This window comes from Streptomyces sp. NPDC002520 (assembly GCF_053595235.1).
Map to the genome: position 1 here is coordinate 1 of NZ_JBSFXG010000068.1, position 26,622 is coordinate 26,622.

General features: G+C 70.7%; 31 protein-coding genes. 22 read left to right on the forward strand and 9 right to left on the reverse strand.

Going from position 1 to position 26,622, the window contains the following annotated elements; all coding sequences use genetic code 11:
- The 3 genes from ACWD5D_RS43565 to ACWD5D_RS43575 all read left to right on the forward strand — a co-directional run.
- Positions 1-830 (forward strand): recombinase family protein (locus ACWD5D_RS43565; protein ID WP_451378314.1); only part of this gene is annotated, 830 nt, incomplete at its 5' end.
- 98 nt (positions 831-928) lie between these two features.
- On the forward strand, positions 929-1,234 hold the full coding sequence (locus ACWD5D_RS43570; protein ID WP_451378315.1) for a hypothetical protein: 306 nt from the start codon (positions 929-931) through the stop codon (positions 1,232-1,234).
- A gap of 310 nt (positions 1,235-1,544) precedes the next feature.
- Positions 1,545-3,101 (forward strand): hypothetical protein, encoded by a 1,557-nt coding sequence (locus tag ACWD5D_RS43575; RefSeq protein ID WP_451378316.1) that lies wholly within the window; start codon positions 1,545-1,547, stop codon positions 3,099-3,101.
- An 86-nt stretch (positions 3,102-3,187) separates the two neighbouring features.
- Here the strand turns inward: ACWD5D_RS43575 and ACWD5D_RS43580 are convergent, their stop codons facing one another.
- The 6 genes from ACWD5D_RS43580 to ACWD5D_RS43605 form a co-directional block, all read right to left on the reverse strand.
- Entirely contained in the window at positions 3,188-3,505 is a 318-nt protein-coding gene (locus ACWD5D_RS43580) for a hypothetical protein (protein WP_451378317.1), read from the reverse strand.
- Between the two features lie 2 nt (positions 3,506-3,507).
- Positions 3,508-4,200, reverse strand: a complete 693-nt coding sequence (locus tag ACWD5D_RS43585; protein ID WP_173288801.1) for a ParA family protein — start codon at positions 4,198-4,200, stop codon at positions 3,508-3,510.
- 699 nt (positions 4,201-4,899) lie between these two features.
- Entirely contained in the window at positions 4,900-6,450 is a 1,551-nt protein-coding gene (locus tag ACWD5D_RS43590) for an ATP-binding protein (RefSeq protein WP_451378318.1), read from the reverse strand.
- A gap of 217 nt (positions 6,451-6,667) precedes the next feature.
- Complete coding sequence (locus ACWD5D_RS43595) at positions 6,668-7,564, reverse strand: bifunctional DNA primase/polymerase (RefSeq protein ID WP_451378319.1); 897 nt, start codon at positions 7,562-7,564, stop codon at positions 6,668-6,670.
- A 70-nt stretch (positions 7,565-7,634) separates the two neighbouring features.
- Positions 7,635-8,195: a UTRA domain-containing protein gene (locus ACWD5D_RS43600; protein ID WP_403930024.1), complete on the reverse strand. Its 561-nt coding sequence runs from the start codon at positions 8,193-8,195 to the stop codon at positions 7,635-7,637.
- Between the two features lie 44 nt (positions 8,196-8,239).
- The gene (locus tag ACWD5D_RS43605) at positions 8,240-9,094 is read right to left on the reverse strand and encodes a GntR family transcriptional regulator (protein WP_451378320.1); all 855 of its coding nucleotides are present in this window, start codon (positions 9,092-9,094) and stop codon (positions 8,240-8,242) included.
- 640 nt (positions 9,095-9,734) lie between these two features.
- Here ACWD5D_RS43605 and ACWD5D_RS43610 point away from each other — a divergent pair.
- The 15 genes from ACWD5D_RS43610 to ACWD5D_RS43680 all read left to right on the forward strand — a co-directional run bounded on the left by ACWD5D_RS43610 (position 9,735) and on the right by ACWD5D_RS43680 (position 20,181).
- A complete protein-coding gene (locus ACWD5D_RS43610) occupies positions 9,735-10,070 on the forward strand; it encodes an RNA polymerase sigma factor (RefSeq protein ID WP_451378321.1) in 336 nt (111 codons plus the stop codon).
- A complete protein-coding gene (locus ACWD5D_RS43615; RefSeq protein WP_451378322.1) occupies positions 10,067-10,237 on the forward strand; it encodes a hypothetical protein in 171 nt (56 codons plus the stop codon). The genes ACWD5D_RS43610 and ACWD5D_RS43615 overlap by 4 nt, the downstream gene beginning before the upstream one ends.
- A gap of 161 nt (positions 10,238-10,398) precedes the next feature.
- Entirely contained in the window at positions 10,399-10,674 is a 276-nt protein-coding gene (locus ACWD5D_RS43620) for a hypothetical protein (protein WP_451378323.1), read from the forward strand.
- A complete protein-coding gene (locus ACWD5D_RS43625) occupies positions 10,671-10,901 on the forward strand; it encodes a hypothetical protein (RefSeq protein ID WP_450236292.1) in 231 nt (76 codons plus the stop codon). Before ACWD5D_RS43620 ends, ACWD5D_RS43625 begins: the two co-directional genes overlap by 4 nt.
- Before the next feature lie 74 nt (positions 10,902-10,975).
- Complete coding sequence (locus tag ACWD5D_RS43630; RefSeq protein ID WP_451378324.1) at positions 10,976-12,550, forward strand: DUF2637 domain-containing protein; 1,575 nt, start codon at positions 10,976-10,978, stop codon at positions 12,548-12,550.
- Positions 12,551-12,696: 146 nt separating this feature from the next.
- A complete protein-coding gene (locus ACWD5D_RS43635; protein WP_024067073.1) occupies positions 12,697-13,170 on the forward strand; it encodes a hypothetical protein in 474 nt (157 codons plus the stop codon).
- Complete coding sequence (locus tag ACWD5D_RS43640; protein ID WP_451378325.1) at positions 13,167-13,415, forward strand: hypothetical protein; 249 nt, start codon at positions 13,167-13,169, stop codon at positions 13,413-13,415. Before ACWD5D_RS43635 ends, ACWD5D_RS43640 begins: the two co-directional genes overlap by 4 nt.
- 127 nt (positions 13,416-13,542) lie before the next feature.
- A complete protein-coding gene (locus tag ACWD5D_RS43645) occupies positions 13,543-15,522 on the forward strand; it encodes a hypothetical protein (protein WP_451378326.1) in 1,980 nt (659 codons plus the stop codon).
- Between the two features lie 9 nt (positions 15,523-15,531).
- Entirely contained in the window at positions 15,532-15,993 is a 462-nt protein-coding gene (locus ACWD5D_RS43650) for a hypothetical protein (protein WP_451378327.1), read from the forward strand.
- 173 nt (positions 15,994-16,166) lie between these two features.
- The gene (locus tag ACWD5D_RS43655; RefSeq protein WP_451378328.1) at positions 16,167-17,081 is read left to right on the forward strand and encodes a hypothetical protein; all 915 of its coding nucleotides are present in this window, start codon (positions 16,167-16,169) and stop codon (positions 17,079-17,081) included.
- Complete coding sequence (locus ACWD5D_RS43660; protein ID WP_451378329.1) at positions 17,078-18,538, forward strand: DNA/RNA helicase domain-containing protein; 1,461 nt, start codon at positions 17,078-17,080, stop codon at positions 18,536-18,538. Before ACWD5D_RS43655 ends, ACWD5D_RS43660 begins: the two co-directional genes overlap by 4 nt.
- Positions 18,539-18,624: 86 nt before the next feature.
- Positions 18,625-19,125: a hypothetical protein gene (locus tag ACWD5D_RS43665; RefSeq protein ID WP_451378330.1), complete on the forward strand. Its 501-nt coding sequence runs from the start codon at positions 18,625-18,627 to the stop codon at positions 19,123-19,125.
- 14 nt (positions 19,126-19,139) lie between these two features.
- A complete protein-coding gene (locus ACWD5D_RS43670; protein ID WP_451378331.1) occupies positions 19,140-19,478 on the forward strand; it encodes a DUF7739 domain-containing protein in 339 nt (112 codons plus the stop codon).
- Positions 19,475-19,924 carry a Pycsar system effector family protein gene (locus ACWD5D_RS43675; protein ID WP_173288795.1) on the forward strand — a complete coding sequence of 150 codons (450 nt, stop codon included), beginning with the start codon at positions 19,475-19,477 and terminating at the stop codon, positions 19,922-19,924. The genes ACWD5D_RS43670 and ACWD5D_RS43675 overlap by 4 nt, the downstream gene beginning before the upstream one ends.
- A 110-nt stretch (positions 19,925-20,034) precedes the next feature.
- Positions 20,035-20,181 carry a hypothetical protein gene (locus tag ACWD5D_RS43680; protein WP_024067082.1) on the forward strand — a complete coding sequence of 49 codons (147 nt, stop codon included), beginning with the start codon at positions 20,035-20,037 and terminating at the stop codon, positions 20,179-20,181.
- Positions 20,182-21,097: 916 nt separating this feature from the next.
- Here the strand turns inward: ACWD5D_RS43680 and ACWD5D_RS43685 are convergent.
- Positions 21,098-21,850, reverse strand: coding sequence for a hypothetical protein (locus ACWD5D_RS43685; RefSeq protein WP_451378332.1), 753 nt, complete (start codon positions 21,848-21,850; stop codon positions 21,098-21,100).
- A gap of 264 nt (positions 21,851-22,114) precedes the next feature.
- Between ACWD5D_RS43685 and ACWD5D_RS43690 the strand changes: the two genes are divergently transcribed.
- Entirely contained in the window at positions 22,115-22,333 is a 219-nt protein-coding gene (locus ACWD5D_RS43690; RefSeq protein ID WP_451378333.1) for a hypothetical protein, read from the forward strand.
- A gap of 709 nt (positions 22,334-23,042) precedes the next feature.
- Here the strand turns inward: ACWD5D_RS43690 and ACWD5D_RS43695 are convergent.
- Entirely contained in the window at positions 23,043-23,741 is a 699-nt protein-coding gene (locus ACWD5D_RS43695; RefSeq protein WP_451378334.1) for a hypothetical protein, read from the reverse strand.
- Between the two features lie 449 nt (positions 23,742-24,190).
- A complete protein-coding gene (locus ACWD5D_RS43700) occupies positions 24,191-24,796 on the reverse strand; it encodes a hypothetical protein (protein WP_173288797.1) in 606 nt (201 codons plus the stop codon).
- A 343-nt stretch (positions 24,797-25,139) separates the two neighbouring features.
- On the opposite strand from ACWD5D_RS43700, the gene ACWD5D_RS43705 reads away from it, so the two are divergent.
- The 3 genes from ACWD5D_RS43705 to ACWD5D_RS43715 form a co-directional block, all read left to right on the forward strand.
- A complete protein-coding gene (locus ACWD5D_RS43705) occupies positions 25,140-25,916 on the forward strand; it encodes an AAA family ATPase (protein ID WP_451378335.1) in 777 nt (258 codons plus the stop codon).
- Between the two features lie 9 nt (positions 25,917-25,925).
- Positions 25,926-26,444, forward strand: a complete 519-nt coding sequence (locus ACWD5D_RS43710) for a hypothetical protein (protein ID WP_451378336.1) — start codon at positions 25,926-25,928, stop codon at positions 26,442-26,444.
- Positions 26,437-26,622: recombinase family protein (locus ACWD5D_RS43715; RefSeq protein ID WP_451378337.1), on the forward strand; the 186-nt coding region annotated here is incomplete at its 3' end. The genes ACWD5D_RS43710 and ACWD5D_RS43715, both read left to right, overlap by 8 nt.

The following is a 26,622-nucleotide window of genomic DNA, read 5'->3' on the forward strand; positions in this document are numbered from 1 at the left end:
CCCCGGTCTACGAGGACCCGGCGACGTCCAGCCGCGTCCTGTCGCTGCACCGGCCCGGCTTCAAGCAGCTGCTCGAAGAGGCGGGCGTCGGCGACACGATCCGGATCGCCGACGCGGCCCGCCTGTTCCGCAGCGTCGCCGACGTCCTCGCGCTCCGGCCCGTGCTCATCCGCCGGGGCCTGCACCTGCGAGTCGAGTCCGGCCTGCTGTCCGGCATCGACCTCGCGGCCGACGACTCCGGCACCAAGATGATCATTCAGGTCCTGGCCGCCGTGCTGGAGTTCCAACGCGACCTGATCAGCGAGAACACCAAGGAGGGCGTCGCCACCGCCGAAGCCGCGGGCAAGAACCTCGGTCGGCCCGCCGCGTTCGAACCCCAGGAGATCGTGGAGATCGTGGAGGCGTACCGCGAGGGCGCCACCGTCAAGGGGCTCGCCCGGCAGTACCGCGTGGACCCCAAGACGATCCGCCGCGCGCTCGACTCCGCCGGCGCCCGCGAGGTTCCTGACGACCTCGGGGTGCTCCTGGGGGATCTGGACGACGACCAGGAGCAGGAGCTCACCGACCCCACGGTGTCCGTCGACGTCCCCGGCCTGGTTGTCGAGCACCTGCTGACCGGCGAGGACGAGAAAATCCGCGAGTCGCTGCGCGACGGCCGGACCATCCGCCGGGGCCAGGGCTACTCCGTGCGCGTCACGGCTCCGCTGAGCCTGCATCAGACGATGATCGAGCAGTCCTCCGCAGCCCTGATGCAGTCGCCCGCAGGCCGGAAGGCTCACCGGCTCCACTCCAACCGGGTCCTCGCCCTGCGCGTCTCTCCCCCGTTCTGACCTCGCGTGATACGCCTCGCACCTCTCGTACCCGTGCGATCACTCGCACCCGTACGAGAGGTGCCCACCGCTAGCCCAGCTATCGCCCAGGAGAACCCGTGCACCTTGAGGACCAGGTCCGCCGCACCTTCCGCGAGCTGAGGGAGCTGTCCGGGGAGACGATGACCCGCCAAGCCGCCGGGATGCGCTACTCCGAGCCGACGTGGCGCCGGAAGGTCAACGGCGGCCGGGGAGGCGGGGCCGTGATCAGTCTGGAGACCATCGAGCGGGCGTGCGCGCACTACGGCATGACCGCCGTCGAGATCTTCCGCTTCCCCGAGCTCGATGAGTTCCAGCGCGAGGCCCTCGCCCTGCGCATCCGCCGCAAGCTCCAGCCCCGGCCGTGGCCTCCCCAGGAAGGCTGACCCTCCATCTGTCTGCGGTGATACCTCTCGCACACGTCGCACTCGTGCGAGAGGTATCACCGGTGAACCGAAGTCCCGGCGCCCTGTCGGTACTGCCCGCTACCGTGGTCGTGCACCACCGGCTAGCCGCGTACCGCCGGTCGCCGCTCAGCCCGCGCCCACGCCGCGGGCAGCCCCGCTCTACGGGGGCGGCCAAGGTCTCCAGGGGCCCGCGTAGATGATCACGGGTGTGCTCTGCCTGATCGCTGTTCTCCTCTGTGGCCCCTGACGTACGGCCGGAGAGCGTGGGTCTGACCGGCTAGGAGACGTCATGCCGAAGAAGCAGCCGACCGCCGCGAAGCGGGCCCGCACCGCAGCCCGCGCCGGCGCCAAGTACACCGCCGCCCTCCGTGAAGAAGCAGGCGGCTTCCCGCTCCCTCCCCACGTCGAGGTCTTCGACGACCAGGCGCTGCCCGAAGGCGATCGCATGGTCGTCGACTGCCTGCGGGCGCTCGCGGCTGAGGGCGGCCCGCTGCCGGTGCGCATGGCGGAGCCGGACCCCGACGTGACCGAGGCCCTCGCCAGGGCCGCCGTCGACGGACGCAACCCGCTGTGGAAGCGGTGGGCATCCGTGGAGGCCGCCGTCGACGGCTACGTGCTGCGGGAGACGATGTACGGGCCGAACCGGTCGGGCTACACGTCGACCAACCGCGGCCCGCGCGTGCCGGTGCCGGTCCGTGCCTCGGACGGCACGGTGACCGTGGCGGCGATGCCGGAGTGGGCTCTCTTGCACGAGGGACAGTGGATCTGGATTCACACCGGGTGGCCCGTCGAGCGCCCTGGTCAGATCGTGGACCCTCCGCAGAAGTTCCTCCCGGCGCCGGGCCTGAACTGGGAGGTCGCCGTCTGGCTCGATCTGGGGATCGAAGACGGCAAGGTCGCGGGCGAGGACTACGGCGGGGGCGTCTCCGCCTGGCAGACCGTCGGCTGGTTCACCAACCGCGAGGACGCCGTTCAGGTCGCCCGCGCGTACACCGCGCACCGCAGCCACTACGCCCGCGCCGACGTGATCGAGCACGGTGACAACGCCGGTGTCGTCTCCCTCACCAGGGACACCTTCGTCCAGACCCCGGACGCTCCCGAACGTCCTCGCCCGGCGAGGCCCGCGGGCCCGCGCCCGGCTTCCCCCCACCGGTCCGAGATTCCGGAGCTCGACTGGTTCGACCGCAAGGGCAACCCTCCGAACTCGTCTCTGATCGTGTGGACGGGCGCCAGCTGGCGGACGCTGGCGTGGACCGACTACCAGTCCGCCCACATCGCGGCCGCGCTCGGCATCGGCGCCGGCGGCCCGTACGAGTGGGCGGAGGGCTGGGGGCCGCGCCACCCCGACCGGGACATGCACGACTGGACGCAGGAAGGGCGGGAGATCACCCACCGCTTCCCGGACACGGAGTACCCGGAGCGCAGCACGATCATCGACGCCGCGCGCCGCGCCAGGGCGGACGCCCTGGTCTCCGGGCTCGCCGACCGGGGCGGGCTCACCACGGAGGAAGCCGCCGCCCGTCTGGCTCAGGGCGGGAAGAAGTACCGCCACGTCCTGGACGTCGGCCAGGCCGTCATCTCTCGCGCCCTGCACACCGCCCGCCGGGCCCTGCCCGAGGGGCCGGAGCGCACGGCGATCCGCCACGCCCTGGACGACCTCATGGACCGCCACGTGCTGCCCGCCGATGCCGAGCGGATCGCCAACGAGCAGCTCGACAGTGAGATCGAGGCCGACCGCGCCCCCGAGGTCACCGCCTGGTGCCGCCGGGCCGTAGCCGAGTACATCGCTCCGGCGCCCGACCCGGCCGCCGCCGACATCGAGGGGTTCCGCCCCCAGGACGCGTGACGTCCGACATCAAAGGGCCCGCACCTTCCCGAGGTGCGGGCCCTTCGTCATTCCGTTGAGCTGGAGTGATACGCGTGCGATGCGTATCACTGGTGCGAGGCGTGCGACTTCCCCAGCTTCCGCCCGACGCGCTCCGACTGCGCGACGGCCGCCTCCAGGAGCGCGGCGACGACCTCGTGCTTGGGCACTCGGGTGCTGTGATGGATGTCGTCCACAGCTGCCTGGAAGGCGTCGGCCGCCGTGGTCTTCGTGTACCAGGAACGCCGGGTCATGGTCTGCCGAGACTCCGCTGCCGCCCGGTCCCGGTCGCGCCGACGGTCGCGTGCCACGCCCTCCCGGGACACCTCGACTTCGTCCTCGTCATCGTCCGCCGGCGGGGGCGCCATCCGCTGTGGCCCGGTCATCGTCACTGCGATCCCTTCTCGTTGGGCAGGATGCCGATCTCGCGCAGCACGGCGGGGACGTCGTGGAACTCCGCCCGGGTCGGCACTATCGGGTAGGCCCGCTGGTAGGCCACCCGCTTGCGCATCTCGGCAGTCAGCAGCGGGTACACCGGGAGGTCCCTACCGCTCTTCGGGTCCTTCCCCGAGGTCAGCATGTCCCGGTACTCGCGCGGCAGCGTCGTGCCGTGGTCGGTGCGCGACAGCAGCACCCACGCATCGAACCCGCCCACCTCGGAATCGCCCGCGGCCGTCTGTGCGGCCCGCCAGGTCGACCGCAGGCGCCGGACCTCCGAGGGGTCGGCACCGATCGGCACCACCAGGCGCCGGGCGTACACCAGGGCCGCCGTGAAGATGCCGGCGTTCCCGCCGCCGACGTCGACGATGACGCGATCGTGCTTGCTCCGCAGAGCGGCCACGTGTTCGTCCAGGTCGTCGAAGGGGTGCCGGGTGACCTGCACCGGGAACTTCTTGCCGGGGTTCTCCAGCTCGTAGTCCTTGCGCCAGTCGTTGCTGGTCTGGGAGACGCTGTCCGCGTCGACCAGGTGCACGTCCTCGTCTTCGACCGTGGCCAGCCACAGCGCGGCGAGCATCGCGATCCTCGTCTTGCCCACGCCGCCCTTCAACATGCCGAAGACGTCGACCTCTGCCTCCGCCACCGGCCCACCTCCGCCCACTCCTGGCGGCCACCGCCGGCCACCTCTCGCCGGGAGGCTACCGCTCGCACGTTTCGCACCCGGCGTACCCGTGCGACGCCTCGCACTCGTATCACCTGGCCGCCGTCGTCCAAGGAAGAAGCCACGCCCGCCGAATCGAGGCGGGACGACGGTTGACGGGCGGCGCCCCGCGGGGGAGTGGCTTCTTCCCCCGAGACGACCCGCACGAAATCGAACGAGCGAGGCCCCAACTACAACAGACACCACCCCCTTCTCTCTTAAGTAAAAAATCCTGCGTCCCCCTTCGTCCCCCCTCCCGCCAAGATCGCTGTGACCTGTGTGAATTAGGGGGGACGCAGAGAACTTTGGTTCGTCCCCCCTGCGTCCCCCTTCGTCCCCCCAGACGGCCCGCTGCGTCCCCCCCCCGGGATTCCTGCGTCCCCCCACGGGCGACCGGGGAGATTTGCAGGTCAGAGAGGCGAGGCCGGGGAAATTCCCAGCTGAGAGGGCTGCGTCCCCCCTCAAGGGCAACGTCCCCCCTCGCGCCCCCCTATTTCCGCAGGTCAAGAGGCATGGGGGGACGCTGTCCCAAGGGGGGACGCAGAATTTTGGGCTTAGGACACATGGGGGTGCCTCGGTGGGACGCGGACATGCGACGGCCCCCGTCCGAGACTCGAACGGGGGCCGGAGAACCGGGTGCCGTCAGCTTGCTGTGGCGGGGAACTCCGTCTGCTCCGTGGCAGGCCCGGCCTGTTCGGGGATGGAAGCGCCCGTGATGCGGCTGATCTCGATGTAGCGGGACCGGTTCGGGTCCTCGTGGCGTGACCGCCGCCCGGACTCGATCTTGACTCCACGAGCGGCCAGGGTGGGCTGGAGCCGCTTGAGCCGGTCGGAGAGGACCTTGCCGGTGGTCGGCCAGCCCTTCGGAGGGGTCTGGAAGTCGCCGAAGGCGAACCGGTTCAGCACCGACAGCCACTCGGTCGAGGACATCCTGATCTCGCCTCCGGCCTGTTCCATCACCTCGGAGGCCGCGTACCGGAGCACGAGCTGGGCGAGGTTGTCGCCCTCGATCACGTCGTCCGTGATGTCGTCGATGCTCGCCCGATACGCGAGCATGGCGCCGAGGCTGTACGCCTTGTCGAGCTGGAGGCAGAGCTGTCCGAAGTCGGCCATGCGGAGGTCAGCGGGGACTTCGGCCTCTTGCTTCCGCACGGCCACGACGACGTCCAGGAGGCTGCCGATGATGGACGGCAGCGCCTCCGCATACTCCGACCACAGCTCCCGCTCGCTCCGACGGTTCTTCGGCCGGTCCAACTTGAGGAGCAACAGTCGCTCTCCGAGGTCGGACCGGATGACGCCGACGTCGATTCCGGTGAGGAGGACGGGCCGTCGGACCGCAAGCCGGACGACGTCGCCGTCAGTGTGCAGTTGCCTCTTCAGGTCCTCGCTGCCGGTCACGACGCGGGCATAGGCGTCGGACATCTCGGCACCAAGGTGAGAGAGGTTGTCGAGGGGCATTACCCAGCCTGCGGAGGCGACGACGGTCAACTGCTCCTCACCGCGGGGAGGGGTGCGGAGGTCGGAGCTCATCCCCTCGATCACCCTGGTGAGCATCCGGCCTGCAGTCGACTTTCCGGCGCCCATCGGGCCGGTGAGGAATGCGGCCGGCACCGGAATGTTCGGGTCGAGGCAGGCGAGGAGCCAGACCAGGGCGAGTGTCGAAGACCCAGCGTCGACGAAGTTGCAGAGGTTCCAAAGCCGGTCGATGCCCTTCATGTCCTGGTCGACCTCTGGCATGGGAAGTTCGCCGACGAGCTGGGTGCGCCGCCAGATCACCTCGTCGTACTCGGGCTTGCGGACCTGCCAGCCGTCCGTGGAGATGCGGACGGACAGGCCGTCGTCGCGGCCGAGGTCGAGCCAGGTGACGTTCTCGGTCTTCTTGCAGGGGCCGACCCGGATGCAGACCTCGCGGACGTCACGAGCCAAGGTCAACGCTTCGATGAAGTCGAGGGCCTCCTTCATGGAGGTGCCGCTGAAGAGGCCCATGCCCTCGTTGTACATGTCGAGCATCAGCTCCTGGCGGTGGCTGCCGGTCGTCCCCTGGCTCCGAAGAGGCCGGGCGATGGGGCTGCCCTTACGCTGCGCGTACGCCGTGCCGCTAGAAGTGCGGAAATAGTGGAAGTGGTCCAGCGCGTACTCCGCAATGATCTCGCGCGCTGGGGTCTTGTTGTCCTCACCGGACGGCTGGCTCACGTGTGCTCCGTTCTTGGGAGCTGAGCCGATCCATCTCCTCCGCCTGGTCACCGTGTCGTACAGTGGTGACTGCGCTAGGAAGACGAGTGGAGACGGATCATCGCTCAGCTCGAAGACTTCCAGTCGGCCCGGAGCGAAGGTGTGCTACCACCCCAGCTACCGGGCCGCTCGCTTTTCTGATGTGGGTTGAGACCCTAGCTGCGCGTTTCTAGACAGCTCAGGCCATTTGCGTCGAGGGCACCGCGATGCCCGCTTCAGCGAACCCTCGGTCGACAGCCCGGACCGCGTACGTCTCAGGCACGCCGACGCTCACGGCCGCCGCCACGATCTCGCCACCAAGGGCCTCCAGACCGCACGGCCCGGGGCACTCCTGGTGCAACGAGCCGAGGAAGCGGGCGACGCCGAAAGCCTGGCTCGCGGCCCCCTGCTCACGGTGGGATGTGACCATGGCGACGCCCTTGTCGAGGCCGGTCCGCACGTACCGTTCCGTGTGACGGCACCCGGAGGCGACTTCTCGTGACCATGCGGTCCGGGTGACGGGCGAAGAGGCCACGGCCCCCGCCGGCACCACATACCGGGGGAGCGAGGTCACCGTCTCGGGCAGCCGGATCATCTGGCCTTCGCCGCGTCCGAGCCAGCGCGCGTACGCCATGCGGGACTTAATGTCGACTCCTGGCCGGACCTTGTTCGCCGACTGCATGGTGCCCAGGTAGATCCAGTGTTCGCCGCGAGTCGTCGGGACGGTTCGAGTCGGGGGCAGAGCCTCGCGTGCCCAGGCGATCGCATCGCTGCTGTCGAGGTCGACAACGGTGACCCCAGCCCCGCCCGGGTGGTAGGCGATCGCCGCCGACCGCCGCCAGGCCGCCATCCAGGCCGCCGACGTCACGAGGTCGACCGACGTCGATGCGGCAGCCCACGCGTGGCACGGCCGAGGGCACTCGCAGGTGCCGGCGCTCTTCATGTTCGGTCGGCCCCCGCACCGGTTCTCGAAGCACGCAGGGCAGTTGGCAAACGGCACCTTGCCCTCGCGCAGGGGCAGCACCGGCACGCCGAGGGCTACCAGTTCGAGGGCTTGCCGCAGGTGAGCGTCTGCGGGTGAATCGCTGTGCGTCATCGGCTTCCCCTTCCTCTGGTACCGCCCGGCGTCCTGCGAGAGGACGCCGGGCGGTGAGTCTGTTGGGCAGTTAGTCCAGCGGGACGCCGTACCGCAGCGTCCAACCGCGGCTGAGCACGTGCCGGGTGACTTCGACGGTCCGGCCGTCCTCGGTACGACCCGTGTGCGTGATGGTGAGCAGCAGCTCGCCGGAGTCGACGCCCAGGGCTTCGGCCTGTGCAGCGGTCGCCGGAACCTGCGTGACGTCCTCAACGACATCGGTCTGCGCCAGCCCCGCGTCGGCCATCCGGGAGATGATCCCGCCCGCGCCCGTGTCGAGCTGGGCAACGGCGGGCGCGGCCTCTGCGACGAACGCGGGGATGTACGTGTCGGCGAGCTGGACCAGGCGGTCACCGTCGTACATGCGGCGCTGCCGGATGACGACCTCCGCGTCGGGGCTCACCCCGAGAAGGTCGGCGACGTCGGCAGGAGCCGCACCGCGCTGGACCTCAACCTCAGCGCGGGGGCTGCCACCGGCGCGCTTGGTCTCGGCTTCGAAAGCCCCGTGGGCCCCGCCCTCCGCCCGCTGCACGTAGCGGCTGCGAGCGTCGCGGGTGATCGTCCCGTCAGCGCCGATGGTGTTGCTCGGCATGGTGCTCCTTCGTTGGTGATGGATGGGTTGACGTGGGACGACGCCTAGTCGGCGTCCAGTTCCCACGTGTACGAGAACCGCCAGATGTTCGCGGGCATGACGTGCACCGCGACCTCAACGACGCGGCCCTCTGCTGTTGAGGCGTGATGGACCAGCTCGTATACCTGCCGGTCGTCGGGGATGCTCAGGGCTTCCGCCTCCTCCGGGGTGGGGAAGCGGACCTCGATGGACTCCTGGACGCGCCGCTGAGCGAATCCGAGGTCGGCGAGCCGGTTCTTGCTGCCGCCGGGCCCGGTGTCCTGTTCTTCGATCGCGGTCCCACCTGCGATTTCGATGGGGAACCACGACGTGGCGAGCTGGACGACGAACCCCTCGTCGGAGTCCGCAGCGTCCCGGCCGGCCTTCATGGCACGGCTCCGGTAGATGGCCTTCGCTGAGTGGTGCAGCTCGAACGCGGCTGCAACGTCACGCGGCGGGCGGGCTCGCCCGATCTCGGTCGGCGTCCGCTTGTAGACCAGACCGAGGCGGTTCAGCTCTGCCTCGAACGCGCCGCGCGCACCGCCTTCGGATCGGGCTGCGGGCTGGTACCGGCCGGTTCCGTCGCGGGTGATCTTGCCGATGAACGGCGTCACGAACGAGCCCTTGCCCTGTCGGGTCACGACCAGGCCGTCCCGCTCCAGGACGCGGAACACATCTCGCGCGGTCTGGAAGGCGATTCCTTCGGCGGCCTGGAGCTCCGACACGCTGGGCAGCTTGCCGCCCGGCGGGTACTTGCCGGTCTCGATCTTCGTCCGGAGATCGGCGGCGATGCGCTCGATCTTCCCGGGCTCCTTCTTGGCCACGGCCCTCCGTCCCTTCTGCTCGGTGTGCTGGGTGCTGTTGGCCGCCAAGCATGACATAGCTAGTTGAGTATCGGAAGTCGAGATCATTGGCCTGTTGTGTGTCGCCATGTTTCCGCAGGTCAAACGCTAGTCCGTTTGGCACTTAGCTAGTTGTGTTGACACCCCCGGGAAGAGGTGCGTTAATCAATCTCGCGCGCCGCGCTCAACTAGTTGGGTGCGGTGCGAGGTACTGCCCGGAGGGGAAGCGCGCGTGCGCGTCGAACCGAAGGAAGCGGCTGTTCCTTTTCAACTCCACAGAGGCAAGTCCCGGGAAGACACGAGCCGAACCACCCGCCCTTCGAGGCCAGGCAGGCGGCTCCTCTGTACAACCCGGCCCCGTCCGCGGGGTGATGCGGACCGCCAGCCCGCAGGCGATGTGCGGGCCAGGCACCTGCGACAAGCCAGCCCTGCCGCGCGGACAGCTCCGAAGCACCTTGGCCCAGGCCGTCCTCACGGGCGGACAAGAGCCCCGTACGCGCGGTGAGACAAGGGCAGAGATCGCGGGCCCCGGAGGCATTGACCGGTTCGAGTCCGGTACGGGGCGCGGCGGCCAACCAAGGCCGCGCCGGTGGCCGTGGCTTCTTCTTCGGCCGGCCCCCGCGTAGCAGGCGGGGACCAGCCGGGGCCACGGCCCCAGATCGCATGGAGGTGCGACCCAATGCCCAACGGTATCGAGGTCCAGGCCCTGGCCGTGGACCTGACGGCCATCTACGCCAACCAGCACGCTCGTGTGCTGGGGATCGTCGGCCGCACGCTGCGCCCGGAGGACCGGGCTGCGTACGTCGACGACCTCGCACAGGACGTGTGGCTAATGGTCTGGCAGTACCTGCTGCGCGGCAACGAGATCAGGAACGCCTCCGGGCTCCTGGCCGTGTTCGCCCGCCGCAGGGTGTACGCGCACTACCGGTCGGCGCGGGTTCGCCGCGAACAGGCGACCGACCCGACCAGCCTTGCCCTTGACCGCCTCTGCGCTGAGCTGGAGGCGATCGCATGACGCGCGAGGTCTACGACGCGTTCTCGGCTGGCCACCCGCGAGGGTCGTGGCCGGCGGAAGAGCGAGCGCACGAGCTGCGGGAGCAAGGTCAGCCCGCCACGGTCGTGATGGACATCGACACGGACCGGTTCCTGGTCGTGTCCGAGGGCGGGGAGGCAGCCGCATGAACGCTGTGACCTGCTGCGACTGGTGCGGCCAGGACCACGACCCGATCCGTCCCCAAGACGACGACCTGTAGCCAACGACGGGCGTCCGTCGCCACCAGGCCCCCACGGCTGGTGACGGCGGACGTCCGGCTGTCGGAGCCGGGCCCGTCGAGGGAGACACGTTGAAGGTCAAGAAGCGCGCGGCGGCCGCAGCCGCCATCGCTCACCTGGGTTCGCTGTACGTCGTTGCCGAGCTGGTGCACGCCATAGGCGGCCAGGAGTGGCACCGGCTGGAGAAGCACTTGGACGGCCTGGACGACCGCGCGGACGTCGCGCTGGACGCGTGCAGGGCTGCCGGGGACGGCGAGTTCGCCGACTGGCTGGAGAACACGGCGATGCGCGGCACCGACATGGTCGGCGTCGTGACCGCCAGGTTCGCCAGGGAGCCGGTCCGGTGACAGGCGCCGGCGGGGACGTCCCGCAGAAGCACATGACGATCCGCATCAGCCGCGACGGCGGCCGGACGTACGCCGACCCGATCGAGGTCCGGCCCAACCCGAACCTCCCGCCGACGAACGCGTGGGCGGAGGGCTGGCCGCCGTGCGACTGCCCCAAGCATCGGGCGGCGCGGGCGGAGGGCCGCGAAATTCCCCAGACGGTTCGGCTCAGTTTCGACGGATCATGACCGTGCTCGAAGCGGCTTCGACCACTCCGGTCACCGCTTCGGGCACTCGCCCACGATCTTCGGATGGAGAGAGCATGACGACCACCATCGAGCCGCCCGTCAAGGTGCCGGCCCCGGTCGACCCGGCACCGCCTTCGGGCACTCGGGTCGCCGCTTCGGGCACTCAGCCCCCGGCTTCGGCTACTCCGGCCGACGCTTCGACCACTCCGCTGGAACCGTCCGGCGACACCCAGCCGGAGGTGAGCCGGAAGGTCAAGATCTGGCTCGGGATCGCGTCCATCGTCGGCGCGTGCGTGATCGGCGCGATCGGCTTCTACCTGTCCTTCGGCAACCTGTCCGACGCCGGTTCGACCCGGTTCGGCTTCTCCGTCGAGGACGCGCCGTACTTCGCGATCGGCGTCGACGCGGCGATCGTGACGTGCCTGGCCCTGGACCTGTTCATGGCCACGATCCGCACGTCATGGCCCCTGCTGAGGCTCATCGCCCACGGCATGACGCTGGCCAGCGTCTACTTCAACGCCGCCGCGAACGGCGCGATCGCCGAACACCTGGACAAGGCCCTGAGCCACGGCCTGATGCCCGTGCTGTTCGTGATCGGCGTCGAGGCCGGTCGGCGCATCCTCGTCCATCAGGCCGCGCTTCCCGCCGACCACGACGTCATCCCAGGTCACCGCTGGGTTCTGGCCTTCCGCCCGACCTGGCGCATCTTCAAGACGATGAAGATCTGGGACATCGCGTACAGCGAGGCCATGGCCCGCCAGCGCGAGCGCGCCATCTTCAACGCCTGGAACGAGTACAAGGCGGAGCTGAAGAAGGCGAACCTGACCGAGGGCAGCGAAGAAGCCCTGGCCAGGCTGCCCAAGAAGCTGGAGCCCTTCGGCCTGACGGTCGATGAGGCCCTGGCCCTGCCGGACCGGATGGCCCGTGAGGAGCTCCGGCGCACCCAGCTTGCCGAACAGCGGGCCCGGGAGCTGGAGCTGGAGAAGGAGCGGGCCGCCCACGCGGCGGAGAAGGAGCGTCTGGCGCACCGCAAGGAGATGGCGGCCCTGACGGCCGACCTGACGGCGACAGAGGGCGTGGCGGGCGCACAGGCCCGTGGCGCGGTCGCCGAAGCCGAGGCGCGGGCCGACGCACAGGCTCGCGCGGCGACTTCGCTCGGGGACGCGATCGAGTCGAAGGAAGCGGCCGAAGCGAAGCAGCGAGCGGCCGAAGCGAACGCGCGAGCGGTCGAAGCCGCCAAGCGAGCGGCCGAAGCCGACGCGGACAAGATGGCCGCGCTGGCGAAGACGGAGACCGAAAAGGCGAAGGCGCTCGAAGCCGTGCACCGTGCGGCCGAAGCCCAAGCCGGAGCCGCCGCAGCGGAGAAGCGAGCGGCCGAAGCCCGCGAGGCAACCGCTCAGATCACCCGCCGCGCGGTCGAAGCCGAGGACTTTGCGAACTTCACCCCGCGCCAGCGCCGGGTGCGGATCGTGGCCCGGATGATCCTGGCCGCCCGGCCCGAGGACGTCGACCTGGCGGCCATCGAGCAGGCGATCGGCGTGAGCATGAGCACCGCGTCCACCACCAAGGCGGAGGCCGTCGCGCTCATCCAGGCCGGGTACGACCCGGCGACCGGCTTCGACCCGGAAGCACCGTCGCGCACGGCGTGACCAGCCCACCGGCACCACCAGTGAAGGCCAGCCCGCGGTCATCGGGCTGGCCTTCGCTGCGACTGCCGGAAGCAGTCCCAGCAACGCCGACCAGGACGCACGATCCGCCCTGGTCAGACACCCAACGGTAGAGGAGATCCCCACCCATGAGCACGTCTTCGTCCCGGCCGGAGTGGTCCGGGGACATGCTGGACCGCCCCGAGATGGTCGAAGCGTTCGCCAAGCAGCTGCGCGGCGTCCTCGGGGCACAGGCCGAGTACGTCGCGAAGATCCGCCGCGACGCTGAGGCGATGTGGAAGGCCAACCCCCCGGAGGGCTACAGCACCTTCGAGGCGTGGTGGCGTCACCGCTGGGTGACCAGCCCGTTCGGCCAGATCGAGGACCACATCGAGAAGGCCGCCAAGCTCACCTTCGACCTGGAGGCCCGCTACCGCCGGGGCCGCCACGAGATCCCGGAGCGCAAGGCCGCCGCCGCCCTGGAGAAGGAGCAGGCCAGGGAGACCCCGGCGGTCACCGCGGGGGGTGCGCCGATCCCCCCTAAGCCGCGCACGGCCCCGGCGGACACCGGTTCCGCCGGCGGGGACTTCCTGGAGCTGGTCCGCAAGGGCCGGTCGGCGTGAGCGGAAACGGAACGAGCCCCGAGGGCCTCAAGCGGCTCCGCAACCTGGCGGACTTCTGGGGCCCTCGGATGGAGGCCGTCGACAACGACGCCGACCTCGCCAAGGTCTGCTTCGACCGGGCCAAGTCCGCCGCCAAGCGAGCCCAGCGCAACGGCAACCCGCGCGCCATGCACGAGCTCGCGGAACTGCTCGCGCACTGGGCTCACGACCAGGAACGCGCCGACGCGAAGCGTCACAGCGCGTGACCCGTGAAGTTCAACTTCAACGGGCCTTTCCGGGGTTCCGGGGGGCCCAAGGCGCGGCGCGCGTACGCGCGGCGCGCGAGGATCGCCGATTCCGTCACCGCCTGTCAACCCCTGGAAGGGAGCGAACGTGACCACCGACGACCGGGACGGCGACGTTCTGCCGTTCCCCCGAGTGACCCTCCCCGGGTCGTACGACGCCCCGTCACCGCCCGCGCCGGCGGACGACGATGACGGGGCGGACGACGACTGGGCTCCGGTCCCGGTCGGCTCCTGGCCGACGCTGCCGGACGTCTCCGGCATGGGCCCGCCCCTGCACCTGACCGTGCCGGGTACGCCCGATCCGGAATCCGACGACGAAGACGCCGACGTGGGCGACTTCGCCCCGCCACCTCCCGAGGACCCCGACAACCCGACCTTCCGGGACGTCGCCGCGATGGGCATGGCGGTCATGGCGGCCGTCGGCGTCGCCTGCGCACAGGGCATGTGGCACGCCGCGAAGGGCGCCAAGGCCCGCGCCGAACACCACCAGGCCATCGCCGACAAGGCCCGCCTGGCGGCCGACAAGGCAACCGAGAAGCACCGGATGCAGCCCGGCCCGGAGTTCGGCAAGGGCCAGAAGCCCGGCGCAGGCCGGGGCGGGGGCTCCGGCGGTTCTGGGAGCTCCGGCAGCTCCGGCGGAGGGTCCGGCGGATCGAAGAAGATCCCGCCCTCGCTCAAGAACAACGGCAACGGCGTCACCAAGGGCCCTCAGCGGCCGTCTCCCAGCGGTTCCGGGGGAGTTGGCCCCAAGGGGCCCGCCGGGAGCGGAAAGGGCTCCAACGGCTCGCACAGCGGCGGCAAGGACCGGTCCGGCAAGGACAAGGACCGGCCCTGGAGGGACCGGGGAGCCAAGGACGCGAAGGGGCCCAAGAGTTCGGACAGCAAGTCGTCGAAGGACGACAAGTCGAAGTCCGCCAAGGACACCAGCACCAAGGCTGCCAAGGACTCCAAGGACGCCAAGGCCAAGGACGCGCCGAAGGACACGGCCAAGAAGCTCCCGAAGGCCCCCGAGCCCGTCTCGCCGTGGAAGGACAAGCCGGAGAACAAGGCCAAGACCAAGGACGCCAAGGGCAAGCCCGACGCCAAGGACCCCAAGTCGGAGGCGAAGAAGGCAGATCCGAAGGACGGCGACAAGGTCGACCTGACGAAGAAGCCGAAGGCGACGGAGGCCGGGAAGGACAAGGTCCCGCCGAAGCCGACCACGAAGCCCAAGCCGCTGTACGACAAGGACCGTCCGGTCACCGGCACGGCCAAGCCCGACGGCGAGAAGACGTGGAAGGACGCGCCGAAACAGCCGGTCAACGACACCAAGAATGGCAAGCCCGCCGCGGGGCCGACGCCCGGAGCGGAGTCGGCCGGCACCACCCCGCCGGGCGGGTCGTCCGGTGCCTGGGCACCGCCGCCCCCGCCTCCCCCGCCGCCTCCGGGCTTCGAGGGGATGCGCCCGCCGCCCGGCGCAGCCGACGCCTACAGCGGCTCGATCTGGGCTGACTCCGAGCGCCTGGACCAGCAGGAAGCACCGCAGGAACCGGCCCCGCCCGGGGCCATCACGCGAGGGCACCCCGCTCTCCCGGCAGGCACGGCCACGGCGCCGGCCGCCAGCTCGACACCGCCGGGGCCCGCCGCTCCGGCCGTACCACCGCAGAGAGGAGCCCGGTTCGTGAGTGCGCCGGTGAAGTCCACGCAGTACAAGGACGCGGAACTGACCGTGTACGACGTCATCGACGCCGACGCCGACATGGCGGAGGAGATCACCGAAGGCGTCGACGCGGCCATCAAGGCGTCGGAGGGCTGCGACGTCCTGTTCACGCGGCTGGAGGCCCTGCACGCCAAGGTCGTCGAACTCAAGGTGCCCGGCTCGCTGGAGGGCATGGTCATCCGGCTGATGGAGAAGTGCGGCACGGTCAAGGCCCGCGCCGACGCCATCGCCGAAGCCCTGCCGAGGGCCTCCGAGTCGATCGCCACCGCCGGGAGCAACGCCGAATCGCGGCACCGCCACCCGGCCGACGTCACCCGGGACATGGGCCACACCCGCCCGGCCGAACGCGAGTACCACCTCGGAGACTAGGAGGCCCACATGGGAGAGGCACTGGAGAAGGCCGGAGCGGTCGCGGGCACAGTCGCCAGCGCGGCCGGGACGGCGATCGCCGCCACCGGCGCAGTGGTGGCCACGGCGGTCCGCTACACCATCGTCATCGCGCAGCTCGCCGCCGCCGGCGCGAAGCTGCGGGGCCTGAGCGAACAGGTCCGGTCGACGTACACGTACGTCGAGGGCTGCTCGAAGTCGGTCGACAACCTCGCCGACCAGATGGCGGGCCTGAAGGTCGACCGGGACACGGTCTCCGAGCACCACGAGGCCGCGACCGTGATGCGCAGCGTCCTCGCCGAAGCCGAGGCGATGGCCGCCGCGACGGAGGACCTGGCGACGCTCTTCGACCAGGCGTCAGCCGAGCACCAGGCCGACTACGGCCCGGTCGCGGAAGCCTTCCAGGCGATGCCGGTCGACCCGGCGGAGTCCGAGTTCTACAGCAACCGCTGATCAACCCCCCTGCGACGTCTCGCACCTATCGCACAGGTGCGAGGCGTCGCACATCTCGCACACGTCGCACACCGGCGAATCGGCGGCCCGGTCATGGCCACCGCCTCGCCGTCCCCGACCGCTAGCCCAGCTATCGCCCCCGGGGGAGCTCCCCGGAGAAGGAGACGCCCGCCATGCTGTCCGCCGACCGGATGCGCGCCCACCTCGACAACGCCCGGCGCCACCTGGACACCGCCCGCAGCCACACCGGCCGGGTGGCCACCGCGACCGGCACCGCCGCCGCGACCACCGGACTGTTCACCACGGCGGTCATGGGCGAGTCCCTGCTCGCCACGCTCGCCGCGACCGGCCTCGGTCTGCTCGTACTGCCGACCCACAAGGCCCGCCAGCCGGAGCCGGAGAAGGTCATCGAGCGCACCGCCGACGGCGGGATGCTCGTCTACACCCCGCCCGCGCCCCCGAGCCACCAGGGCCGCACGGCGGCCGTCCTGTACGCGACGCCCGGCGTCGGCCTGGTCGGCGTCCTGATCGCTGAGTGGATCGTGCCCGGCTTCCACTGGGGTGAGGCCCTGGCCGTCGCGCTGTGGTCCGCCGGCACCTGGCTCCTGCGCCCCGCCCGCCGGGCCCGGCACATGCTCGTGCCGCCCCTCCCGCCGGTCGAGAAGGTCCACGACCTGGTGGTGCAGGACGAACCGCAGCTCTACGCGCACCCGGCCGCTCAGTGGTGGGCGGAGCGGGTCGCCATCGAGGGCGGGGCGGCCCCGGCCACGGTCCTGGAGGACGTCGAGAAGACCGGCGAGAGCGCGATGCGCGCCGTCATCCGCGCGTCGATCCCGGGCGAGCCGGTCCCCGACATCTCCGTACGCCGCCTGTCCGCGCTGATGGACGTCCCCCAGGACCTCATCACCGTCGGCCCGGTCCCCGGCCGCGGGGCCTCCGTGCAGCTGCTCACCGTCGGCCAGGCCGACGCCGCCGCTCTGGACCCCGCCCGCCTGTGGGCTGAGCGCATCGCCCCGCTGGCCATGCCCGGCGCCACCATCACCGCCATCAACCTCGGCTCCATGAACCTGTCCAAGGAGGACGCGTGACCATCACCCCCGCCACCCCGGGCTCCCTCGCCATCCCCGACAACCAGATCATCGAGCTGATGGTCGAAGTCCCCGCGGGCCAGGTCATCAAGTACGACCTGGCGGCCCTCGTCAGCGCCTTCGACGTCGGCGACCCGGGCCGGATCGCTGTCGAGACCGACGGCTCCCGGCACGCGATCGTCACGATCTACCCGTCCAACCCGCTGGCCACCATGCCGCCGCCCTCCGACGACGACATGCTCATGGACAGCCTCGGACGGATCGTCGTCGGCCGGTACCACAACGGCCGCCCCGCCCGCCGGAAGCTGTTCGACCCGCGCACCGGCAGCGCCGTCCGCGCCCTGACCTTCGGCACCACCGGCGCGGGCAAGAGCCGCACCGTGCAGTACGTGCTGGCCTGCGAGAAGCGCAACGGCATCGTCAGCTGGTACGGCGACCTCAAGGGCGGCCAGTCCGCCCCGGAGGCCCGGGGCCAGGTCGACTGGCTGGCCACGAGCCAGGAGGAAGTCATCCTGATGCTCCGGGCCGCCGTCGCCGTCGCTCAGCAGTCCCGCCAGCCGCGCTACGCCGCGATGGGCCGCAACGCCTTCGTCATCGGCGACCCCGACCCGCTGCTGTCCGTGCGGATCGACGAGGCCAACCGCCTCCTGGAGAAGGGCGCCCCGTACCGCGAGGAGGCGACCTACCTCGTCAAGGAGCTGGGACGCACCGGCCGCAGCGTCGGCATCGGCGAGGAACTGGACGCACAGGCCAGCCACCTCGAAGAGCTCGGAGGCTCGGACACGCTCAGGGCCATGCTCAAGGAGGGCGAGGTCACCTTGCTCCGCTGGAGTAGCTCGATGATGCGCCAGCTGGTCGCGGACGGTCTGCTGCCCGCCGGCACCCAGCTCATGCCGATCCCCAAGAGCCTCAAGCCCCGCGTCCTGCGCTCGCAGTTCGCCGAGGGCGTCGACGACGACGATGACGTCTGCGACACCCAGGGGACCGCCTATCTGCTCTCCGGGCCGTACCCGGCGAGCATGATGCGGCACTTCCGGATCGGCTCCATCATGCCGATGCCGGGCCTGGACCCGGAGATCCTCGCCTTGTACGGGCCGGGCGACCCCGCTCGCCTGGAAGAGACCTCGCTGGACGCGGCGGGCGAGGCGTACGCGGCCCGGGGCACCGACGCCATGGCCGCGCTGTGCGAGGCCGTGAAGGACGAACAGGCCGCCAAGGCGGCCAAGGTGCAGGCGGCCAACGGCGGGCGTGGCCCGCAGCTCCTGGAGGACCGCATCCGCGTCGTCCTCGCCGCGTCCGACGATCCGATGACCGCCGACCAGATCACGGCGGCCGTCAACGCCGACGGCGGCAAGGAGGTCAGGCTCGGCTCCGTCCGCACCCGGCTCAGCTCGCTCGCCGACGCCGGCGACGACGTCGCCCGGGTCGGACACGGCCTGTACGCGGCCGTCCGCTGACCGTCCCCAACAGCAAGCCGGGGCCCTGGAGATCGCACCTCCGGGGCCCCTTTTCACTCCCCCAATGCCTCGAAGGAGTTCGACCAGTGGAGCACATCGACCGCACCCCCGGCATCCAGCTCAGCGAGTCGGAGGCCGCCGCCGAAGCGCGCCGGATCATCGAGAACCTGTACAAGCCGCAGCCCGCCCCCGAGCCGATCCCGACGTCCTACCGGGACACCTCGCCGAACACGCCGCCCACCGCCGCGCCGGTTGCCCAGGAGGGACGGCCGCCCATGTCCCAGCGCGCCACCGACATCAGCGGCGTCATGCTCGCCGGCGGCGTCGCTTCGCTGCCCGTCGGCGGAGTCACCGCCCTGGTGCTGTGGGTGCTCGGACAGGCCGACACGGCCAACCTCGCCATCGGCGCCGCCGCCCCGACCACCCTGGTGCTCGCCGCGGGCTTCCTGCTGCGGTCCGCCGGCCGCGCGAAGAAGGACATGCACACGGAGCACCACCACCACTACTCCGGCACGGTCGTCCAGCGGACCGAGGTGAACACCCAGACGAAGGGGATGTTCAGCCGGACCCACAACCACAACGGCTGACGGGGGAAGTCGAGATGGCCACTCACGTCACCGTGTCGCACGGCGCCGACTTCGAGGGCGTCGACCGCTTCACCGTCAAGCAGTTACGGGAGCTCGGGCAGTACGTGCGGGGCGTCCTGTCGTACGACGACTACACGAAGCTGACGCCCGTCCTGGACCACGCGGGCGAGCGGGAGCTGGCGTTCAACACGGCCGAGGCCGCGCTCCTGGCCGTGCTCCTGCGCCGGGCCGCCGCCGCCCGCACGCTGCCCAAGAAGTACGCCGGGCCCGCGCTGTTGCTCGGGTTGTCGGCGGCCCGCGCCGTCGACGAGGGCGAGACCTGGACGTGGACCCTTGAGGAGTCCGGGCGATGAGCGAGATGGACACCCGGCTCGATGCGGCGACCACCACCGTGCTCGCCGAGATCAGCCGGACCGACGCCAAGTCCGGCGTGCTGCTCACCGCGTTCTCGCTGCCGCTGGCCGCGCTGGTCGCCGCCGTCCCCGGCCGCGCCCTGCCGGGGGCCTCCGCCGCTCTCGTGGGGCTCGGCACCGTCGGCCTGGTGGCCGCGATGCTCGTGGTCCTGGTCGTCGTCCGTCCCCGCCTCGGAGGCGCGGCCCGCGGCTCGTACCTGTACTGGTCGCTGTGCACGCCGGAGGAGGTGGTCGCCGACCTCCAGGTGCCGGAGAACCAGGCGGCGCACGTCGTCCATCTCTCCCGGATCGCACGGCGGAAGTACCGCGGCCTCCAGGTCGCCATCGACATCACGGCGGTCTCACTCATCACCCTCGCGGGCGCACTGCTCGCCGCGCTCGCGTAGCGCTCTCTCGAACGACCAAGGCCCCCCGGCGTCTTCGGATGCCGGGGGGCCTTTTTGCGTTTCCGGACCGGCCGCACGGGGCCATGCTGGGGTCCAGGAGGTGACCCGGGGTGGACTTCGAGTTCGAGTGCTGGCGCTGTGAGGCGGACTGCACGGTCTGGGGGAAGCCGGTGGGGTTCTGGACGGAGAAGTACCGGCTCCCCGAAGAGTGGTCGTGCTGGAACTGCGGGGCCATCAACATCACGCCCGACGACTGATCCGGGCGGGGAGAAGTAACGAGCTTCGCACGCCCTGATTCGGGCCTTCGGCCCGGCAGCGCCATCCCACCGCGCGCGTGGCCGGCACCGTCGGCGACAGCAGCAGACGGGGACAGCGAGTTATAGCTCATTGGAACAATGAGCGACCCGCCGCGGCCGTACGACGGCAGCAGACGGCGGCAGCAAGGTAGTGCTCACTGATATCAGTAAGCCCTCCGCCGCCCGGGGTCTGCAGGCGACCGGGCACGGTCGAGGCGGGGGTTTTCGGGGACCGGTCCACGCACCATCCGCGCGCGGGAGACGGCAGTAACGACCGGCAGCAAGATAGTGCGAACTGGGCCCACTTTCGCCGGGCGCCAGTTCCTCGGTCGTCGGTCCCGGCCGGGGACGTCGACCACGCAGCGGAGGACCGCCGTACGTCACCGACTTCACGTACAGCGTTACTCGAGGACCGCGTCGACGCGCCGCGCCACAAGACCCGCCGCGCGCGGACCGTCATGACCAACGCCGCCATCGGCGACCGTCATGACCTGACACCAGGCGCACCCGTCCGGACAGACGCGCACACCTATGCATCACGGCCCGACGGCCGTCGCTGTCCACGGCTCCCGCTCAGGAGAGCCGGACCCGTGGACAGCGACCTGCGCGCGTCCCGCACGGTCAAAGCTCTTGCATTCACAAAGTCACAAGGTTCGCCGTGCCGCCAAGGTCATTCGTAATGCATGAGGTGTGACCGTTTCCGCCGTGCAAGATCAAGACGGTCACACCTCTTGCATTCACGACCGCACAATCTCCGGGGGCCGTCTCACCTGCGCAGCAAGTTGGGAGAGAAGGGGAGCTTCCGCGATGCCGAGGGCGGCATCGGGCGGCATGACATCTCTTGCAACTCCGTTTCGTCCGGACGGAATCCGCGCGGTCACCGTCGCTTCTTCCGGGCCTCCCGCTCGCGCCGGCGTCGCTCGGCTCGGGGAAGTCCCGACGCCTCCTCACCGACCGGCTCCGGTCCGCCGGGGCCCGCCAGGAGGTGCTCCACCGCGATGCCGAAGACGCGCGCGAGGTCCTCCCGCTGCGCCTGCGTGAACCGGTCCGTGCGTACATCGGTGAGCAGTTGACGCAGCGCGCCGTACCAGTCCGCTGTCGTCCGGGGCGCACTCGCGGCGACGTCGACAGTGCCGGGGAAGTCGTCGGTGACGAGCTGCGCGAGGACCTCTCGGAGCTCCCGCGCACGAGGGTGGTCCCGCAGCTTCGACGCGTCGACCTGAAGCAGGGCCAGCATCGTGTGCCAGTCCTCGAAGGTCTCCGGGAAGCGGAGGTTCATCTGCTGCTGCGCGGGCCGGGCCGGGACCGGTTGGAGCACCGTGGGGCCCTTCCGGACGACCGTGCGCACCACCGTCTCCGTACGCTCGATGACCTCCCGCACCGGTTCGGGTGCGGGCGCATCCCCGAGTTCGGCCTTCGCCTTCTCCCGTTCGTGCCAGCGCTTGCGGTGGTTGTCGTCGCAGAACCGCGGCGGCCGGCCCCGCCCGCTGTACTTCAGTTCCGTGCCGCACCAGGCGCACGTCCGCTTCACCAGACGCTCGCGCACGTGCACCGACTCGTACTCGGCAACCCGCTCGCCGTGCTCCTGGTCGCCGTCCTCGGGTATCTCGTGCGGTGCGCTGGTCGTCATCCGGGAACCCTAAGCGGGCCGTGATCCACACGGCGAGTTCCGTCCCCACGAAACCCGCGAGGGCAAAAGTGCCAGAGGTGTACGGCACCCCGCCGTCGACGACCCGGGGGACGTGTTTCCGTCCCCACGAAACGGCCCCGGCCCAAAAGTGCTAGAGGTGCCGCGCCACGGAGCGACCCGAACCTGGCGACCCGCCAACCACCCACTGACGCCACTCACCCCAACACCGCTCACCCCCACCTTCGACGTGCCACGCTGCCGACCATGAGCACCACGCGACGCCGACTCGGCACCGGTCCCGTCCCCTCCCCTCGTACGACTCCGGAGACAACTCCGTCGCCGCGGCTGCTGCCGATCGAGCGCATCGGAGCGGGCCCGCTCCTGGGGGAAGTCGAGCACCAGGACGTCGCGCTGCCGCGAGGCCGGCGGACCCTCGGACCGGGCGGAGGCGAGGGCGGCCGGGGCCAGCAAGTTGGTGCGTGAGCATCGCTCCCGAGGGCGCAGCAAGTTATCGCTGAAGACCGTCTTGGGAACTCCGACCGAGGGCGGCCGGAGTTCTCGCCAGGGTGTAAACCGACCCGTACACCAGGGTGTTACGAGGGTCCTCCGCTCCCCCGTCCCGACCTGCACGAGCGCTCTTCCATCTCCGAGACCACCCCCTCGCGTCGTCCCTAGGAGGGGGTGGTCTCGGAGTTTCCAGAGGTACAGGTCGGGACGGGGGAGCGGAGGACAGGGGAGTTCGGTGGGGAGTTCAGCAGAGGGGGAGGACGGGGGTTCGGGGAGAGGGGGCGTGCGGAGTTGCAAGAGGTGTCATGCCGGGATGGGGGAGTCGTTGCCGGAGGACGAAATCGCGGTGGCCGGAGTTCGAGGTGCCGAGGGAAGCGGGTTGCCTCTCGTGTGGCTCTTCCTGGTGACTCTCGTAGTGCCCTTCTTGCTGCCCCTCGTAGTGCGTCTCGTACTGCCTCGGGTCGGTGCCGGAGTACGGCGACGCGTGGCGCTGACCTCGTCTGCAAGGGGCCGGTGCGGGAACTCCCGGCCGCCGACTACTTCCCCACGGCGCCCTCTTGAGCGGGGGCCGGTGGTACCAGGGGCTTTCGCCAGCCCCTGGACCCCGCTTCCGTCGGCACTCCCCGACGCGCATCCGTCTCGCCGTGGCGTACGCCGTGCGCGCCGGGGAGCACCGCCGCCCGGGTCACCCCTCGCGGTCGACGTCCGCCTCGCCAACTTCCCCCAGGAGTGCGCCGGGCTCCCCGGCCTGCGTCACCGGATCGTGGGCCGCGTCCTCTTCCTGGTACTGCGCCAGGGTCTTCTGCAGGCGAGCCGCGAGGTCCTGGAGGGGAGGCGTCAGCGCCCGCTCCATCGGCGTCTCGCCGCGCTCGGCTCGGATACGGGCGTCTTCCTCGTCAAGCTGTTCGTCGAGCGACTTCGGGTTCGGGTCGAACCGCACGAGCAACCACGCCGACGCTCGCCAGTCGCCCGGCCGCCGGCGGATGCGCTTCTCGCTGCGGTGCTCGCCGGTGACCGTGTCGGTCCACGACCGGTGAGTCTCGGAGACGACCGCGCCGCGGGCCGCTTCCTCGATGTAGGAGTGGGCGCGGACCACCGCGGCGGCACGGGCCCGGGTCACTCTCGCGTACAGGGCCGCGTGCGGGTTGGGGGAGTCGACGTCCAGGAGGCCGCCGTGCTCGCGGTCGACCACGTCCTCCCCCAGCGCCATCCAGCGCAGGAAGGTCGACCTCCCGACTCCGGCCGCGTCGGCGGCCAGCTTCATCGGAAGGCCTGCAGCCGTGGCCCGGGTCAGCAGATCCATGGTCGTCGGGGTAAGCAGAGTGGGACGGCCCTTGCGGCGAGGCTTGCGGCGGGCGGGCTGAGTCGTGTGTGTCTTGGTCATGGGCGCGGACCGTACGCACGGCGCTCGCTACCGTCGCGGGCTTCGCGGGACTTCTCAGACCCACCCAACGCGCGCGGGATACAGGATCACCGCGCTTGCGTCTCGGCTCACCGCCCGCCGCGCTCCTGGTGGTGCTCGCCGACGGACTGCCTGCGGCCCGCCGTCGAAGGAAGAAGCCACACGCCGGGGATTCGGGCGGTCCAGCCGGTGCCCGGGTGCGACAGGTGCGACGCCTCGCACGGGTGCGTCAGGTGCGAGATGTGCGAGGCCCATTGACCTGCACGAACCGCTGTCGGCCCTGTAGCGGCCTAGGGGCTTCCCCGACGTCCAATCACACACGGGCGCTCGCGAACGGGCGGGAGACGGCACGCTGTGAGGCCGGTTGGCGATCTCCGGGCAGCAAAGAGCCCCGCGCGGCCGGAACCGGCGGGGCTCGGGGAAATCCGGCGTCAGTCGTTCGGGTTGGAGACCAGGTCCGGATCCAAGAAGCGCTTGAACCGCTGGAAGGCTGCCTGTCGAGTGGTGCCGAGGGCCTTCCCGATCGTCGTCCAGGTCTGGCCGTCGATGCGGGCCGCCGCGCCGGCGGTCGGCGCCACGTCGCCAACGAGCTTCTCCAGCTGGCCGATCGCGGCGAGCGCGACCAACGGCCGGAGCCTCGCGTGTTCGCGTACCTGCTTCGCCACGGTGGCGATCGCCTCGCGCAGCTCGGTCGGCATCGCGGTGCCCAGGAGCACCTCGATGTGCTCGGACTGCCAGGCCGCGAACGGCCCGGTGTTGGTCTCCCAGCCCTCCGTGCCCTCGTCGTCGTCGAAGTCGACGGGGAACGTGTCGGTGCTGCGCCACCCGCACTCGCACGCGGCCCGCACCGCCGTCGCCAGGGGGCGGCCCTCGGTCCCGTCGTAGAGGTCCCACCGGCCGTTCTTGAAGGTGGCTCCCTCGCGGCCGGGGACCGGGAACTGCAACGGCTCCGGCTCGCTGCCGTCGGCGAGGACGGCCACGGTGTAGCCCTCGTGGTCGTACAGGTCGTCCTGGGGTACGTCGTGCACCCATCCCATGTGATCCCCCTCGTAAAGGTTCCTTGACTGCCTACCGTAAAGGTGCCTTTACGTGCCCGGAGTGTCAAGGGTCATTTACGCGCCCGGATGACCACCCGTACGCGCGTTCGATTCCGTCCGGCGCCGGATCGCCGATCCAATCCGACCGGGGAGGCTAAAACGGTCGTTTTAGCCTCCCCTGGCCGATCCAATCCGTAGGATCGCCCGAACGGGTGAAAAACCGGGCATTCTAGCCTGTCGATCCATTGGATTCCGTTCCGTACTTGCGCCTCCCCTTTTCGCCCCCCTAGGCTGCCATTCGACCGCCGGACCGCCAGGGCCCGGCTGAACCGAGGGGGAACCGATGCCCTTCCCGCGCTACGTCCTCGCCCCGACGCACCTCACCGGCGGCGTCTTCGGCTGGCAGCTCAACCGCGACGGCCTGTTCCTGGACTGCCACGAGGGCTTCACGGAGAACTTCGACCGCGACGTCGAGGCCGCGATGGACTGGGCTGAGCGGATCATCGGCTCGCGCCAGGACTGGCGGCACACCCGCGAGGGCGGCTCGGACCGGTGGATCGCCGCCGGCACCGACCAGACCGACACCGGTGGGGCGGGCAAGTCGCGAGCGGTGGACACGAGCGTGCTGCGGAGCCTGGAACCCGGCACGCTCGTGGTCGCTGTCGGTCCCGGCGGGGCGGGCAAGTCGACGTACGCCGAAGATGCGTTCTGCACCGAAGCCGTGATCGAAGAGGTGGTCTCCCTCGACTCCCTGCGCCGCGAGATCGGCGGCGACGCGGGCGACCAGTCCCTGACCCCGGCCGCCGTCGAGCGGCAGACCGTCCTCCTGGAGAAGCACCTGAGCGCCGGGACCACCGTGTTCCTCGACTCCACGAACGTGGAGGTGCACGTCCGGGCCGCGCTGGTCGAGCAGGCCCGTCGGCACGGACGCCCCATCGTCGCTCTGCGCTTCCTCCCCCACCTCGACACCTGCCGGGCCCGCAACCGCGAAAGGCCGGCCAACCGGCAGGTGCCGGACGACGTCCTCGCCTGGCAGCACTCCCTCGCCCTCGCGGCCACCCCGCAGGCCCTGCTCGCGGAAGGCTTCACCGCCGCCCACGACATCGCCACGCCTCTCTAGGAGCCACCCGTGACCGACCTCAACCCCGCCGACGACGACCGTGAGCCGACCCCTGCCGACATCCGCGCCCTCATGGCCGACGTCTCCGACCTTCAGGAGCGCATCCGTGATGTCGAACGACGGCTACGCGGCAGCGAGGAAACCCGGCACACCGTCTTCCGCCTGGACGACGCCGCCGGACGGATGACCGGCATCAGCGAGGCCCTGGAGAACACCGCCAGCGAACTCGCCCGGGTCCGGGCCGTACGCGACGGATCGGTGTGCACCGTGCCGTGGGGCGTCTGCCCCGAGCACGGCAACACCCTGCTCTCCACCGGCGGCCGTAGCCGCTGCACTCAGCTCGCCTGCCCGCGAGCGTGGAACTACGACCGGCTGGGGGTCCCGTGCGGCGAGCCCCTCACGCACAGGGTCACCGACGCGGCCGGGGAGTCCTTCCTCGCCTGCAAGGCCCACGCGATGGACGCCACCGAACGGCTCATCGGCGGAACCGTCACCGAACTCGACAGCAAGGACGGCCACCGTGACTGACCGGCTGTACCTGCGCCACAGCACGGACAAGCAGACCGACGCCCGGCAGCGCCACTCTCTGGCCGCGCTCATCGCGGCCGGCGCCCCGGTCTACGAGGACCCGGCGACGTCCAGCCGCGTCCTGTCGCTGCACCGGCCCGGCTTCAAGCAGCTGCTCGAAGAGGCGGGCGTCGGCGAC

What these genes read in the sequence shown, in the direction of transcription:
- ACWD5D_RS43690 (WP_451378333.1), top strand. Translation starts at nt 22,115, where the DNA reads ATGAGCACCACGCGACGCCGACTCGGCACCGGTCCCGTCCCCTCCCCT.
- ACWD5D_RS43595 (WP_451378319.1), bottom strand. Translation starts at nt 7,564, where the DNA reads ATGACGCACAGCGATTCACCCGCAGACGCTCACCTGCGGCAAGCCCTC.
- ACWD5D_RS43700 (WP_173288797.1), bottom strand. Translation starts at nt 24,796, where the DNA reads ATGGGATGGGTGCACGACGTACCCCAGGACGACCTGTACGACCACGAG.
- ACWD5D_RS43615 (WP_451378322.1), top strand. Translation starts at nt 10,067, where the DNA reads ATGACGCGCGAGGTCTACGACGCGTTCTCGGCTGGCCACCCGCGAGGG.
- ACWD5D_RS43635 (WP_024067073.1), top strand. Translation starts at nt 12,697, where the DNA reads ATGAGCACGTCTTCGTCCCGGCCGGAGTGGTCCGGGGACATGCTGGAC.
- ACWD5D_RS43670 (WP_451378331.1), top strand. Translation starts at nt 19,140, where the DNA reads ATGGCCACTCACGTCACCGTGTCGCACGGCGCCGACTTCGAGGGCGTC.
- ACWD5D_RS43580 (WP_451378317.1), bottom strand. Translation starts at nt 3,505, where the DNA reads ATGACCGGGCCACAGCGGATGGCGCCCCCGCCGGCGGACGATGACGAG.
- ACWD5D_RS43575 (WP_451378316.1), top strand. Translation starts at nt 1,545, where the DNA reads ATGCCGAAGAAGCAGCCGACCGCCGCGAAGCGGGCCCGCACCGCAGCC.
- ACWD5D_RS43630 (WP_451378324.1), top strand. Translation starts at nt 10,976, where the DNA reads ATGACGACCACCATCGAGCCGCCCGTCAAGGTGCCGGCCCCGGTCGAC.
- ACWD5D_RS43695 (WP_451378334.1), bottom strand. Translation starts at nt 23,741, where the DNA reads ATGACCAAGACACACACGACTCAGCCCGCCCGCCGCAAGCCTCGCCGC.
- ACWD5D_RS43655 (WP_451378328.1), top strand. Translation starts at nt 16,167, where the DNA reads ATGCTGTCCGCCGACCGGATGCGCGCCCACCTCGACAACGCCCGGCGC.
- ACWD5D_RS43675 (WP_173288795.1), top strand. Translation starts at nt 19,475, where the DNA reads ATGAGCGAGATGGACACCCGGCTCGATGCGGCGACCACCACCGTGCTC.
- ACWD5D_RS43610 (WP_451378321.1), top strand. Translation starts at nt 9,735, where the DNA reads ATGCCCAACGGTATCGAGGTCCAGGCCCTGGCCGTGGACCTGACGGCC.
- ACWD5D_RS43600 (WP_403930024.1), bottom strand. Translation starts at nt 8,195, where the DNA reads ATGCCGAGCAACACCATCGGCGCTGACGGGACGATCACCCGCGACGCT.
- ACWD5D_RS43685 (WP_451378332.1), bottom strand. Translation starts at nt 21,850, where the DNA reads ATGACGACCAGCGCACCGCACGAGATACCCGAGGACGGCGACCAGGAG.
- ACWD5D_RS43650 (WP_451378327.1), top strand. Translation starts at nt 15,532, where the DNA reads ATGGGAGAGGCACTGGAGAAGGCCGGAGCGGTCGCGGGCACAGTCGCC.
- ACWD5D_RS43605 (WP_451378320.1), bottom strand. Translation starts at nt 9,094, where the DNA reads ATGTCATGCTTGGCGGCCAACAGCACCCAGCACACCGAGCAGAAGGGA.
- ACWD5D_RS43705 (WP_451378335.1), top strand. Translation starts at nt 25,140, where the DNA reads ATGCCCTTCCCGCGCTACGTCCTCGCCCCGACGCACCTCACCGGCGGC.